10 protein-coding genes are annotated in these 13,271 nt (G+C 63.2%); 7 read left to right on the forward strand and 3 right to left on the reverse strand.

Translation table 11 applies throughout. The features are described from left to right. The first annotated feature begins 155 nt into the window (after positions 1–155). Complete coding sequence (locus tag K5X80_RS15975) at positions 156–809, forward strand: TetR/AcrR family transcriptional regulator (RefSeq protein WP_222558689.1); 654 nt, start codon at positions 156–158, stop codon at positions 807–809. Between the two features lie 549 nt (positions 810–1,358). Here the strand turns inward: K5X80_RS15975 and K5X80_RS15980 are convergent. Continuing rightward, complete coding sequence (locus tag K5X80_RS15980; protein ID WP_222558690.1) at positions 1,359–3,764, reverse strand: TonB-dependent receptor; 2,406 nt, start codon at positions 3,762–3,764, stop codon at positions 1,359–1,361. A 657-nt stretch (positions 3,765–4,421) separates the two neighbouring features. On the opposite strand from K5X80_RS15980, the gene K5X80_RS15985 reads away from it, so the two are divergent. Then, a complete protein-coding gene (locus K5X80_RS15985; protein WP_222558691.1) occupies positions 4,422–5,051 on the forward strand; it encodes a trimeric intracellular cation channel family protein in 630 nt (209 codons plus the stop codon). A 34-nt stretch (positions 5,052–5,085) separates the two neighbouring features. Here K5X80_RS15985 and K5X80_RS15990 read toward each other — a convergent pair whose 3' ends face one another. Further along, positions 5,086–6,369: a TetR family transcriptional regulator gene (locus K5X80_RS15990; protein WP_222558692.1), complete on the reverse strand. Its 1,284-nt coding sequence runs from the start codon at positions 6,367–6,369 to the stop codon at positions 5,086–5,088. Between the two features lie 176 nt (positions 6,370–6,545). Here K5X80_RS15990 and K5X80_RS15995 point away from each other — a divergent pair, with 176 nt between their 5' ends. Next, complete coding sequence (locus K5X80_RS15995) at positions 6,546–8,963, forward strand: TonB-dependent receptor (RefSeq protein WP_222558693.1); 2,418 nt, start codon at positions 6,546–6,548, stop codon at positions 8,961–8,963. 157 nt (positions 8,964–9,120) lie between these two features. Then, positions 9,121–10,161, forward strand: coding sequence for a metallophosphoesterase family protein (locus K5X80_RS16000; protein WP_222558694.1), 1,041 nt, complete (start codon positions 9,121–9,123; stop codon positions 10,159–10,161). Positions 10,162–10,197: 36 nt separating this feature from the next. Here the strand turns inward: K5X80_RS16000 and K5X80_RS16005 are convergent, their stop codons facing one another. Beyond that, positions 10,198–10,815: a TetR/AcrR family transcriptional regulator gene (locus tag K5X80_RS16005; RefSeq protein ID WP_222558695.1), complete on the reverse strand. Its 618-nt coding sequence runs from the start codon at positions 10,813–10,815 to the stop codon at positions 10,198–10,200. A 174-nt stretch (positions 10,816–10,989) separates the two neighbouring features. Here K5X80_RS16005 and K5X80_RS16010 point away from each other — a divergent pair, with 174 nt between their 5' ends. The 3 genes from K5X80_RS16010 to K5X80_RS16020 are packed head-to-tail and all read left to right on the forward strand — an operon-like array spanning position 10,990 to position 13,146. Next, the gene (locus tag K5X80_RS16010; RefSeq protein WP_222558696.1) at positions 10,990–12,675 is read left to right on the forward strand and encodes an N-acyl-D-amino-acid deacylase family protein; all 1,686 of its coding nucleotides are present in this window, start codon (positions 10,990–10,992) and stop codon (positions 12,673–12,675) included. Positions 12,676–12,695: 20 nt separating this feature from the next. Continuing rightward, positions 12,696–12,935: a hypothetical protein gene (locus tag K5X80_RS16015; protein WP_222558697.1), complete on the forward strand. Its 240-nt coding sequence runs from the start codon at positions 12,696–12,698 to the stop codon at positions 12,933–12,935. A 10-nt stretch (positions 12,936–12,945) separates the two neighbouring features. After that, positions 12,946–13,146, forward strand: a complete 201-nt coding sequence (locus K5X80_RS16020; RefSeq protein ID WP_222558698.1) for a hypothetical protein — start codon at positions 12,946–12,948, stop codon at positions 13,144–13,146. Positions 13,147–13,271: the final 125 nt, after the last annotated feature.

Below are 13,271 nucleotides of genomic sequence, written 5' to 3' on the forward strand. Positions count from 1 at the left end.
GTCCGGTCGTTCGGCTGTGCCCGCCGGGATTTGCCGTTCGGCCTTGTCCGTGGCCTCTGAAATCTTTAAGTGCACACACTTAACGGAGGCGTTTTATCGCCACCTGCCATGACCGGCAAGTTGCAAAATGCACGCGGATCGTCAGAAAGCGGGCCATGCCAAACCAGCGCTGCACCATTCCCGAAATCACCGGCCACCACGGCACGCGCGAGCGGCTGATGATGGCGGGGGAAGCGCTGATGGGGCAGCACGGCCTGGGCAAGGTGCCGCTTGAGGAAATCGCCCTCCATGCGCAGCAGCGCAACAAGTATGCGGTGCAGTATCATTTCGGCAACCGCGATGGGCTGGCCCAGGCGATCATGGACGTGCGCTTCCGGCAGATCGAACAGCGGCGCGGCGAATTGCTGGAAGCGATCGATCCGGCGGATATCCACGCGATCCTGACGGCTTTCATCTATCCGCTGGCGGAACAGACCGATGCGCAAGGCCAGCACAGCTTCGCCCGCTTCATGCTGCAATTCATTACCCGCGACGATCCGATCGCGCAGATCATGCACCCGGTTTCGGCCGCGCGGGCGGGCAGCCCGACTGTCGCCCTGTTCGACATGGCGTGCCGCGCCATCGGCATCGATGCGGCGAATCTCTATGAGCGGGTGAAACTGTTTCTCCCGGTGCCGCTGGGGTTCCTCGCCCGGCAACCGGGCGGAACCGATGTGCCGGTTATCCCGCCCGCGTTTCCCGGCGTGATCCGCATGATCGCGGCGGCGCTGTCTGCCGATACCGGCACGGACAGCGGCGGACCGGCCTGATCCTGCGCAGGATTGGCCCGCTTGCCGACGCGGCGAGAGGAGCCCCTACGTCACCCCTGAACCTGTCTGGCGTTCATATTCTTTAGACAGGTAAGCTTCCTTGTCATTCCCGCGAAGGCGGGAATCCAGCTGCCACGCCGGAACTGGATTCCCGCCTTCGCGGGAATGACGAAGGTTGTTTGGTGCAGTGGGATAATCGCCAAGCCGGTTCAGAGGCGCGATGGATGCTGAACCCAGTTCGGCATGACGGAACAGGAGGAGGAGGCAGCGCCCGCGATTGACCCGCGATTCCACACCGCATGACCCACACCCAAAAGAAAGATGGCGGTATACCCCCAACCCCGCTCGTCCTGAGCCTGTCGAAGGACGCGCGCAACGGCAACCTTCCACGCTCAAAATCCTGGCCACACGTTCGGCGCGTAGCCTTCGACAAGATCAGGCTGAGCGGAAATTGCGCCAGAGCAATTCGTCTTGGCAAACGACACAATCCCCAAAAAGAAAAGGGGCGGGGCACCGGCCCCACCCCCTCTGCAATCGTTGTGCCCCGGATCAGAAGGCGAAGTTGACTTCCAGACCGTAAGTCCGGCCGTTGATGTACTGGATCGTCTGGACGATGGCGGTCGGCCCGAACAGCGCCACATCATCCTTGTCGAACAGGTTCTGACCCCAGAGCGATACACCCACTTTGCTGCCCATGAACGGCATATCGACAAGGCCAATCCGGCCATCGACGATCCAGTGCCCCTTGGAAACAGCCAGCTTTTCCAGCGCCGGCGTATCGGGCGCAAACGTACCCAGTGCCACCGTCGAGCGATAACGCCCATCAAGCCGGGCCATGAAGTGGCCGCCACTTGAGAATTCGGGGAAATTGTATTGTCCCGAGAAGCGCATGTTCCACTTCGGTGAATAAGTCGGCTGGGCAATATCCGACACGTCGGTCACTACACCGCCAACGGCCGAGAGGTACTCCTTATACTTGAAATTGGTGTAACCGATGTTGGCTTCAAGCGTCAGGCCATCGGTGGGCACGGCGGTGAATTCCGCTTCGAGACCCCAAATGCGCGCCTTGCCTGCATTTTCGAACCGTTGCACACCGTCCTGGAATGTCTGGATCTGCATGTCCTTGTAGTCCATCAGGAAGGCTGCAAGGTTTGCACGCAGACGGCGGTCGAACAATTCACTCTTCAGACCGATTTCATAGGACGTCAGCTTTTCCGGATCGTACGGAATGGCGCTGAGGATACCGCCCGCCACATAGCCGGTCGAGATTTTCGCATAACCGGTGATATCGCTGGTCGGACGATACGTCGCAATCGCCGTATAAGTGAACTCGTTGAAAGTCTTACGATAGGTGCCTGGCGGCAGAATGCCCCCGCTACCCAGCCCCGGCGCGCCGATAAAGATCAGTTCCATCTTGCGCTTGTCTTTGGTGTAGCGTCCGCCCAGCGCGATATCGAACTTGTCGGTCACGTGGAACGTCGCCTGCGCATAACCGGCGTAGGACTTGTTGGTCGCGGTATTGACGTTGATGCCGCTGCCGAACGCTGCGTCAAACGGCGTGGCGATCACATTGCCACCCACTGTCGGCTGCATCACGCCCAGCACGTTCTTCGCAGGCGAACGTTCACGGAAATAGAACCCGCCGAACGTCACATCGAACACATCGCCCGTGTAGATTCCCTGCAATTCCTGCGTGAACTGCTTTTGCGACGTGCTCCTCGCGGTCAGCAAGGTATAGAGGTGATCGTTCGGCCCCGGCGGATTGGCAGCAATAATTGCTCCCTTTTCTGCGTCAGTCAGTTTTGGGTTCAACATGGCGCCAAGCTGTGTCTGAGTGAACAGGAGCCCACCAGTTCCAGCAAGGTCGAAGGCATTCGGCTTCTGCTTGAACTTGCGATACCCCGAAATACTCTTCACAACGAAATTATCGCTCGCCTGCCAGGTCAGCGTCAGGTTATGCCCCTGCACCGTCAGCGGTTGCACCGAAGTCGCGTTGGCCACCGTCTTGAGCGGCTTGCCGCTACCCACAAAATTGGTGATACCGCCGTAATACGGCTGCAGGGCAAAAATCGCCTGGGTCAGGCCGGCGAGTTGCCCCGTATGACCGAGGACCTGCACCGGCGCGCCCACCGTTTTGCTGTCCGTGTAATCGAACCGGTAGTCAGCCGTGACATCGCCCATATCCAGATGCGCGGCAAGCTGGACTGCGTCGACATTGCGCGCGCCCAGGCGATCCGCATAAGTCAACGTCCCGAAACTGGGAATGCGCGCAGAATAGTTCATTTTCTGCCCGCCGAGCTGGTTCTTCATCCAGCCATGCGATTCATCATGCAGATAGGAAACCTTGACCGATAACGGGCCCATTGCCGGCAGATTGACCGTAGTACGCAGGCGCAGCGAATCCTGATTGCCGTACGAAGCCATTGCCTTGACACCGAATTCGCCGGTCGGCTTGGCCGTCACAAGGCTGATAGCGCCGCCAGTAGCGTTGCGGCCGAACAGTGTTCCCTGCGGCCCGCGCAGGACTTCAACCTGCTGGATATCGGCAAGATCGAAAATCGCGCCCACCGAACGACCGATATAGACGCCATCAAGATAGACGCCGATCTTCGGGTCGACCGCGTTATCCGATGTACCCGAGTTGATACCGCGCATGGAGATGGTCGGGATCGACTGGATCCCCTGCGACGAAATCTGCAAGTTCGGCGCCAGACCGGACAGGTTCTGCACGTCTTTGACGCGCATGTTATCCAGCGTATTGCTGTCCAATGCGGTCACGGCAACCGGAACGTCCTGAATGTTTTCCGAGCGCCGCTGCGCCGTGACGACGATTTCGCTCAACCCGCCCGAACGGGCGCTTTCTTCCGTCGTCTGCGCCGAGGCCATGCCCGGCATGGCCGCGCCGGCCGCTATCGCGACGACCGCTGTCCGCACCAAAAGACTACGCTTATTCATCCTCCCAAACCCTTTCCTTAGACGTTCTTGAGACGTTTTGCCATTGTTATACTTGCTATTGTTCCGTCAGTGCCCGCTATTCTTACCAAGCATCACACCGCGTCTTTGCAGACCCCTAAAAACCTAAACTATAGTCTATTTTGTTGCTGGCAGACATGATCACAGCCGGAAAAATCAACCGGCCAAGCCACATCGCAAACGGGAAAAATGGTTCCGGAAAGGCAAGACGTTTCACAAGCGGATTGCGTCACTCCGCAAAATGTCGGCCATTTCAAGGGAATCAAGCAACACCCCGGCGGCACGAGTGTGCCCGGACCATTGTAAGCGACCCTTCGAATGCCACAGGGCTCACCTTCATAAGCCACCTCCCCAGCATATCCGTATATATCTTTATTATCTACTTGCGATGCTACCGCCGAAAATTCGATTCGCAAGGTGTAAATAATTACCGGCAAAGTTACCGTTCTCCGCGCGGCGCAAAGGCAACACCTGCCCAGCGCCGTTTGACGGGGCCGTTCGCCTGGCGGCCTGCGCACCGCCGGAAAATCGCCACCAAACCCATGAATCGCCTGCCATGGCTTGGCGGCCGGGCCGGAGCGTCCTATTCCCGCGTCATGGCCCGTTGCGGGCCGGCCATCCGGGGGAGCCGCCGTCGCCATGCCCAGCACCGAGCTTACCGAGCTTCCCGCCCTGCTCGGCATTCTCGATCTGGCCGGGATCGCGATCTTCGCGCTTTCCGGCGCGCTGCTTGCCGCGCGGCTGGGGCAGACGTTCGTCACGCTGTCCTTCTTCGCGGTGATCACCGGGGTCGGCGGCGGTTCGGTGCGCGATCTGCTGATCGGTGCGCCGGTGTTCTGGATTCACGATCCCTGGGTCGCGCCGGTATGTCTCTGCGTGGCGTTGCTGGTGTGGTTCACCCCGCATCGCCTGTGGGACGGCAAACTGCTCGAATGGGCCGACGCCGTGGGCCTTTCCGCCTATGCCGTGCTGGGGACGGCCAAAGCGCTGAGCTATGGCGTCGCCCCCGTCACCGCCGCGCTGATGGGCGTGATCAGCGGCTGCGTCGGCGGGGTCATCCGCGATGTGCTGGCCGGACGCCCGTCGATCATCATGCGGCCCGAACTCTATGTCACGGCCGCCGCACTGTCCGCCGCCCTGTGCGCGGCGGGTACGGAACTGGGCCTGACCGGCTGGATCGTATGGCTCGCTTCCGCTGGAGCCGGTTTCTGCCTGCGCGGCGCGGCGATCCATTGGGGGCTGGGCCTGCCCGCCTACCGCCACCGCTGATACCTTGCGGGCGGATATCTTGCGGGGCGGGCGATCAGCCTTCGCCCGTCATGATCCGCATCCCCGCGCGCAACCGGCGCCCCACGTCCGCCACGCGATTGGCCGAGGGGCGCGCGAACTGCGTCAGCGCCACCCCGATCGACCACAGCGATTGCAGATGAGCGGTGAGCGCTTCCTGCCGGTCGGCGGAAATCCGCCCGTCGGGCGCGCCGCGTTCCAGCCGCATGGCCAGCGCATCGGATGCCAGATCGGGTTCGCGCCAGCCCATCAGGAACAGTTCGCATGACGCCAGGAACAGCGGCACATCGCCCACCCGCTGCTCGACGATCATATAGGTGAAGACATCCGCCATGCGCCCATGCGGCCCGGATGCGGAAAAATGCGGCCATTGCGCCATCTGCGTCAACGGTTCGGCCGCCATGAAACGCTGGTGCACCGCCCGGTAGAGCGCGGTCAGCAAGGCCCGCCGATCGGGGAAATGATACAGCACGGAGGACGGCGCGACCTGCGCCCGCGCGGCGATCTTGCGATAACTCAGCGCGTCGGCCCCGGTTTCCGCCGTCAGCGTGACCCCCGCGTGAAGGATATCGGCCGGAACGCCGCCCTGCCTCTCCACTTCCGCCGGCCCTTTTCCGGGCCGCTTGCCGCGCAGGGCGCGAAAGTGCGCCAGCCAATAGCCCGCGCCCGCTTCTTCCACCCGGCATGCGAGGCTGACCAGTTCGCGGTTCAGCACATCGCTTTCCCGCCGGAAAAGCGCGGGGCCGCTGGCCAGGACAAGGCCGACCAGCAGTTCGACCAGGAACAACGCCTCGTCCGGCTCCAGCAGGGCCGCATGCGCCAGCGCCGCGGCCGTTTCCGCCGCCCATCGCTCCGCCAGCGCGGCATAGGCGGGATCGCGCACGGCTTGGACCAGCAGATGCAGCACCACGGCGGTGTGTATCGCCGCCGCGCCTTCGCGCAGCCATTCGGCGGCCAGCGCCACGGTGATATCCCGCCGCACCGCGCGCCGCACCGAATCGGGCTCGCCCCCTTCCCCACCGGGGGCAAGCGCGGACAGAACGGCCGCCGAACCCGCCAGATGGCTGGTGACTGCCTGCGCGTAGATCGCTTCGAGCAAGTGCGCCTTGCTGCGGAAATGGTGTTGCAACGTCGGCGGCGGAATGCCTGCCCGCTCCGCAATCGCGCGCACGCTGGCCCCTTCCGGCCCGGCCTGCGCGATCAGTTGCCCGCCGGCTGCGAGAATCAGATCGGCGGTTTGCCCGTTGCCCATCCCGCTGGCGTAGCAGAGCCGCCGCCGCTTGGCCAAGCGCGCCCGCATCCCATCCGCACACATGTATTGCCACCCTGCTCAAACCAGCGGATTTTTGAAGCCTCTGTCATGAACCTGACATATAAATTGCCCAGATACCCCACGAATCTTTTGATTTACTGTACGACACGTATTGAAACATTCGTATGGTCCTGATAGCCACTCCTCAAAATCGGGAGGATTGAATGACTGAATGGGGTAAAGCTTTCTGGTTGCTCGCAGGCAGCAGCATCGCACTGACCGCGACGCCCGCCACAGCCCAGACGGCTGACGAAACCGCTGCCGCGGAAGCGGGGGGCACGGAAATCATCGTCACCGCACAGCGGCGCGATCAGAAAATCACCGACACTTCGGTTTCGGTCGCGGCCTTTTCCGAAGAACGGCTCGAAGCGCTGGGGGCGCAGGATGTGCGCGATGTCGCGCTGTTCGCGCCCAGCCTCAATTTCGTCAAAAGCGCGCAGATCAACCAGATCGCCATTCGCGGGCTCGGCTCGCCCGGGCTGGACGAATTCGAAAGCGCGGTCGGTTTCTACACCGATGGCGTCTATTCCTCGAAATCGCGCAGCGCGCTGACGCCGTTCTACGATCTCGCCGGGGTCGAAGTCTTGCGCGGCCCGCAAGGGGTGCTGTTCGGCAAGAACGCGCTGTCCGGCGTCATCAGCATCCGCACCGCCGAACCGGAAGAGGATTTCGGCGGCTATGTCACCGCGCAAGCGGGCAGTTTCGGCCTGTTCGAAGCGCAAGGCGCCGTGACCGGGAGCGTGGGCGACAATGTCAGCCTGCGCCTGGCCGGGATCGCGCGCACGCGCGGCGGCTATCTCGACGATCTCGCCCCCGGCAAAAGCAACGGCGGGCGCCAGCGCACATACGGTCTGCGCGGCCGCGCCAATATCGACCTGAGCGACACCACCCGGCTCAAGGTCAAGTACGAATGGTTCCGCGACACCGAATACGGCTACACCCGGCAATTGACCGCGGTCGGCCCGGCCGATGCCGCCAACCCGCTGTTCAACGGCATCGAGACCAAGCTCGATCGCAGAGTCTATTCGGGGCAGACCGGGATCTACAACGTCGATGCGCTGGTCGGCACCGAAGCGCATATCGCCATGGCCGAACTGGAACACGAACTGGGCAACGGCGACACGTTGACCGTGGTTGGCGGCTATAACAACTTCTACCACCGCCTGCGGCGCGGCGACGCCTTGCCGATCGACACGCTGTTGCAGGCCAACCCCACCCGCAACGAAGCCGCGACGGCGGAAATACGGCTGACTTCGGCCAGCGACCGCCCGCTGCGCTATATCCTCGGCGCTTATGGTGACATGACCTGGACTTCGCGCAGCGGCTATTCCGCGCTCAACCTCGCCGCTGTCGGACGGGGCGTGCGCCAGGCGCTGATCGGGCAAGGCATTCCCGAAGCGCTGCTGCCTTCGCTGGCCGGATTCGACGCGGCCAACACGCTGGTTCTCGCCAGCCCGTTCCGGCAGCGCGGCAAAAGCTGGGCGGTGTTCGGCGAAGTCAGCTACGACATCACCCCCGCGCTGACGCTGACAGGCGGCCTGCGGTATAGCTGGGATCGCGTCAGCGTGCGGCGCGGCTTCGGCAACACGCTCGATCTCAACGGCCACCGCTTCGCCTCGGTGGATAGCTACGGCGCGGTCGTGCCGGTGCCCGGCTTCGAACTGCGGCCGGGCCTGACGGTGGAACAACTGCTCGCAGGCACGATGCAGGGCGTCTATGGCAGCATCGTCGCCCTGCCCGGCACGCCGGACGACAATCTGCGGATGAGCGACGGGCGCCTCCAGCCCGCCCTGCGCATCGAATACCGCCCGTCAAACCGCCTGCTGATCTACGGCACGGTGCAGACCGGGACCAAGCAGGGCGGCTTCAACACTTCCAGCCTGCTGCCCGCCACTTCGTTCTCCAAGGAGAAGGCGCTGGCTTACGAAGTCGGGGCGAAATACGATTTCGGCAAAGGGTATTTCACCCTTTCCGCTTTCCGCACCACGTTCGACGATCTGCAGGTTTCGGCGACCAACACCGCCGGCGCGGTGGACACCACCAACGCGGCCAAGGCCGTTTCGCAAGGGTTCGAAGCGGAACTGGCGGTGCAGCCGGTGCACGGCCTGCGCCTTGGCGCGTCCTATTCCTATGTCGATGCGCATTACCGCCGCTTCGCCAACGCGCCCTGCACGATCGACCAGCTTCATGCCAAGCCCACCGGGTGTTCGCAGGATCTGAGCGGGCGCGCCCTGCCCAACGCGCCGCGCCATTCGGCATCGGCCTATGCCGATCTGAACACGCCGCTCAGCGATGGGGTCAACCTGCTGGCTTCGGCCAATATCGGCTGGAAAGCGGGCTATTACACCGAAATCACCGACACGCCCCAGCAGCGGGCGGATGCGCTGGCGATCGTCAACGGCCGCATCGGTGTGGAACTGCCCGATACCGGGCTGACGGTGGCGCTGATCGGCAAGAACATCTTCAACGCGCGCGGTGCGCTGATGGTGCAGCGGGCTTCGAACGCGCGCGATCCGGGCACGCTGATGTCGATGATGAACGAACCGCGCAGCATTGCGGTGGAGGCGCGAATCGCGTTCTAAGAGTATCGCGCGGAAAGCGGAGCAGCCGGTCTTTCCGTATCGTGCGATCCGATGGCGAGAATGGGGGCAGGCGGCCCATGGCATATGGCCGCCGCCCGCCCCCGGCCCGGGGACCCTCGGTCTGGGCCCCCTGAGTTGGGAAAGAGGAGACCCATAAATGAAAGCGAAATCCCTGAAATTCGGCGCGGCGATCCTGTCCGCCGCCCTGCTGGCCACCGCCGCCGGCGCACAGACGGAACAGCCCGCCTTCGTGCCCGATGCGCCCGGCCAGAAAGCCAACGGCTGGACCAAGGCGCCGGAAGCGCGCCCCGACACCATCCGCTTCGTCGTGGTCGGCGACCGGACCGGCCTGGCCCGGCCCGGCGTGTTCGAACAGGCAGTCAAGCAGGCGGACGGGCTGAAGCCCGAATTCATCATCAACGTCGGCGATCTGCTCGAAGGGTACACCTCTGACCCCGCCGAACTGGCCAGCGAATGGGCGGAAATCGAAACCGCCGTCGCCGCATCCAAGACCCCGTTCTTCTTCGTGCCGGGCAATCACGATCTCGGCAACCAGCTCATGCTGGACAGCTGGCGCGAACGGCGGGGCGAACCCTATTACGCCTTCACCTGGAAAGGCGCGCTGTTCCTCGTCCTCGACACGGAAGATCCGCCGATGGACATGCCCGCCGATTTCGCCAAGATGTTCCGCGAAATGGCCATGGGCATGCGCACCGATCCGGTGGGGACCGAAGCCAAGCTGAAGGAAGCGCTGGGCGATGTGAACGCCAACCGCGCCAAAGGCCAGTCCGATGGGGCGATGAAAGCGCTGGAAGGCGCGCGCTTCAGCAAGAAGCAGGTCGACTGGGCGCTGGATGTCCTGTCACGCCACAAGGATGCGCGTTGGACATTCGTGCTGATGCACAAGCCCGCTTGGACGCTCAATTCAGCGGAATTCGACCGCATCGAAAAGGCGCTGGGCAATCGCGGCTACACCGTGATCGCCGGCCACAATCACTATTACAAGTATGACCAGCGCAACGGCCGCGATTACATCACCATGGGCACTGCGGGGGCGATTTCGCACCAGCACGGGCCGGGCGAGATGGATCATCTGGCCTGGGTGACGGTGGAAGATGGCGCCCCGGAAATCTCGCTGCTGAAGCTGACCGGCATTCTCGACCGCAAGGGCGAAAGCGGCCAGCCGCTGGCCAAGTAAGACGGCGGCATGCGCTGATCGGGTTGAGGGACCCGGTCAGCGCGGCTCCGTCCCCCGGACGATGATATCGACGATCTGTTCGATATCGATCGTCCGGTCGGGCAGCGCGCTGATCAGTCTGGCATAGACGATCGCGCCCACCGCGATGTCGAACAGGGCATCGCTGTCCACATCCTTGCGCACCATGCCGCGCGCCTTGCCCTTGGCCAGAACGCCGCGAAACATCTCGCGCGCTTCCTGTTCCTGGCTGGCTTCCAGTTCGCCCCGCAAGGCGGGATCGCGCTGCCAGGCGACCAGCGCCCCGATGGAAGCCGCCGCCACATCCTTCTGGCTGTAGCGATCGTGCAGCAGAGTGAGAATGGCCCGCATTTCCGCGCGCATCCCTTCCTCCTCGATCACATCGGGAAACACGGTATTGCCGCGTGTGGCGATATCGGTGACGAGATGCGCCTTGCTGGGCCAGCGGCGATAGATCGAAACGCGTGAAATGCCCGTTGCCTGCGCCACCGCCTCGAATGTCAGCGCATCGGCCCCCTGCGTCGCCAGGATTTCGCGCGCGCAGGCCAGGATCGCCGCGTCGTTGGCGGGGTTGCGCGGCCGGCCGCGCGTTCTCGGCTTGCGCTCACCTTCCGTTTCGCCAACCTCGCGGGTCATGCTATTCTCCGTTCCGTCATAACGCATGTTCTAGCCCCCAAGCGGGCCGGATCACAAAGATTAAATTACACCTTGTTCACTATATCGGAATGTTATACGTTACGTTTTGTACCGTAAATAGGATGGACGTGCGGGCGATTCCCGCCCATCCCCAGCAAGGTTTGAGAGGACGCTATGGGTTTCGATCTGCTCATCAAGAATGCCCGCATCTGCGACGGTTCGGGCGGCCCGTCTTTCACCGGTTCCGTCGCCGTGCGTGACGGGCGGATTGTGGCGGTCGGCGACGTTACGGGCGATGCCGCCGAAGCGATCGACGCGCAGGGCCTCGTCCTCGCGCCCGGGTTCATCGATCCGCACACCCACTACGATGCGCAGCTCGTGTGGGATGGTCTCGCCCAGCCCGCGCTCGAACATGGCGTGACCACGATCGTTCCGGGCAACTGCTCGCTCAGCCTCGCCCCCGTGCGTGCGGCGCACCGCGCACTGCTCGGCGCGACGTTCCGCAAGATCGAGGAAATGCCGCAGAACGCGTTCGACGCGGGCCTCACCTGGAACTGGGAAACCTTCGGCGAATATATCGCCGCCATCCGCAGCCAGCTCGGCATCAATATCGCGCCGCTGGTCGGCCACAGCCTGCTGCGCCTGTGGGTGATGGGCGAAGATGCGCGCAAGCGCCCGGCGACCGATGCCGAAATCGCCACGATGCAGGAAGCGCTGGCCGAATGCCTGCGCGACGGCGCCATCGGGATGAGCGGTTCGTGGGTCGACATCGATCATGAGAACATGCCGGTTCCCGCCCGCCTCGCCGAACCGCGTGAGCTTGACGCGCTGTGCGCCACGCTGGGCGAACACGGTGCGATTCTCCAGATCGTGCCCGAATTCTGGGACCCGGATCTGCTCTGCGCCCGGATCGACATCATGGCCGATCTGTCGCGCAAGCATGATCTCACCGTCACCTTTTCGCCGCTGTTCGACAGCAACTCCTCGCCCGATCTGGTCGATATCGCGCATGAACGCGTGCGTTTGCAGACGGCGTTCGGTGCGCGCGTGGTGCCGCAGATGCAGACCCGCCCGATCGACCTTTCGTTCGATCTCACCGCGCCGATGTCGACTTTCGCCACGCTGCCGACCTGGTGGGCCACCACGCTGCTCCCGCACGAGGAAAAGATCGCCGCGCTGCGCGATCCCGCACACCGGGAAAAGCTTCGGGCCGAAATCGAGAATTTCATGATGCCGATCGGCCTCCATCTCGATTTCGCCGACGCGTTCGTGAAACGCCCGGGCAAAGCCAGCGCGGACCTCGTCGGCCGCCGCCTCGGCGATATCGCCAAGGAACGCGGCTGCCATCTGGCCGATGCGATCATCGATATCGCGCTGGCGGACGATCTGCAGACTTCGTTCGGCCTTGAATCGCTGGGCCACAGCCGCACCGACAAGATCGCGCATTTCCTGGCCGATCCGCTGATCGGCATCGGCGCGGGCGATGGCGGCGCGCACGTCACCAACTTCTCGACCTATGGCGACACCGGCTTCCTGTTCAGCCATTATGTCCGGGGTCTGGGCGCGATGTCGGTCGAACAGGCGGTCCACAAGCTGACTTACGATGTCGCCCGCATCTGGGGGATCAAGGATCGCGGGCTGCTGAAGCCCGGCTATGCGGCCGATCTGGTGCTGTTCGATCCGGAAACGATCGATCGCGGCCCGGAAATCGCGGTGCACGATCTGCCCGCCCCCGGTTTCCGCTTCATTCGCCAGGCCGAAGGCGTGCGCGAAGTGTTCGTCAACGGCCAGCGCGCCTACCATGTCGAAACCGGCTACACCGATGCCCGCAACGGTGCCGTGGTTCCGCAGGCCGCCTGAGACTGGAAAAGAGATAGACCATGCTTAACAACGTCACCATTCCGCCCCGGCGCGCTTTCATCCAGCCGGAGTTCGGCGACACGTTCGAAACCCTGGCCAAGCGCCTGCTGCCTGACGAACCGCTGGAAGAAGCCGTCCAGAAGCTGACGAGCTGGAACCTGTTCCTCGCGTTCCGCCCCGGCGGCGGCGGCATGACGCCGTCGGACCTGTTCTTCACCGAACCGCCGCACGCCCCCATGGCGATGCCGGGCATGGATTGAATGTTGCTGGATGACGGCAACCATTGAATCGATCGGCTTCACCGCCACGCATGATGGGGAGGTCGCTCTGGCTGTCCTGATCCGCTTTCCGAACGGCGGCATGTCGCAAGTCCAGATCCTGAACGAAGATATCGCGAAAGTGATGGAAAAAGCGGATGTCGCCGCGGCGGGCGAACTTGTCGGCAAGCCGTGGAGCGTTCTCAATATCTGATGGGCGGGGCCTTTCCGGGGCCCCGCTCTTTTGCTTCCATTCTTCCAGAATGCGTTGAGGCAGGCCCTTGGCGTGCTGGCAAATTCCCCGGGAGGCTGGAACTTTTTCGGCCATGGATCGCTTTT

Origin of the sequence: Caenibius sp. WL, from assembly GCF_019803445.1 — a bacterium.
Taxonomy (GTDB): domain Bacteria; phylum Pseudomonadota; class Alphaproteobacteria; order Sphingomonadales; family Sphingomonadaceae; genus Caenibius.

Bases quoted from the DNA above. Each gene is read 5' to 3' on its own strand.
- K5X80_RS15975 (WP_222558689.1), top strand. From the start codon at position 156: ATGCCAAACCAGCGCTGCACCATTCCCGAAATCACCGGCCACCACGGC.
- K5X80_RS15980 (WP_222558690.1), bottom strand. From the start codon at position 3,764: ATGAATAAGCGTAGTCTTTTGGTGCGGACAGCGGTCGTCGCGATAGCG.
- K5X80_RS15985 (WP_222558691.1), top strand. From the start codon at position 4,422: ATGCCCAGCACCGAGCTTACCGAGCTTCCCGCCCTGCTCGGCATTCTC.
- K5X80_RS15990 (WP_222558692.1), bottom strand. From the start codon at position 6,369: ATGCGGGCGCGCTTGGCCAAGCGGCGGCGGCTCTGCTACGCCAGCGGG.
- K5X80_RS15995 (WP_222558693.1), top strand. From the start codon at position 6,546: ATGACTGAATGGGGTAAAGCTTTCTGGTTGCTCGCAGGCAGCAGCATC.
- K5X80_RS16000 (WP_222558694.1), top strand. From the start codon at position 9,121: ATGAAAGCGAAATCCCTGAAATTCGGCGCGGCGATCCTGTCCGCCGCC.
- K5X80_RS16005 (WP_222558695.1), bottom strand. From the start codon at position 10,815: ATGACCCGCGAGGTTGGCGAAACGGAAGGTGAGCGCAAGCCGAGAACG.
- K5X80_RS16010 (WP_222558696.1), top strand. From the start codon at position 10,990: ATGGGTTTCGATCTGCTCATCAAGAATGCCCGCATCTGCGACGGTTCG.
- K5X80_RS16015 (WP_222558697.1), top strand. From the start codon at position 12,696: ATGCTTAACAACGTCACCATTCCGCCCCGGCGCGCTTTCATCCAGCCG.
- K5X80_RS16020 (WP_222558698.1), top strand. From the start codon at position 12,946: ATGACGGCAACCATTGAATCGATCGGCTTCACCGCCACGCATGATGGG.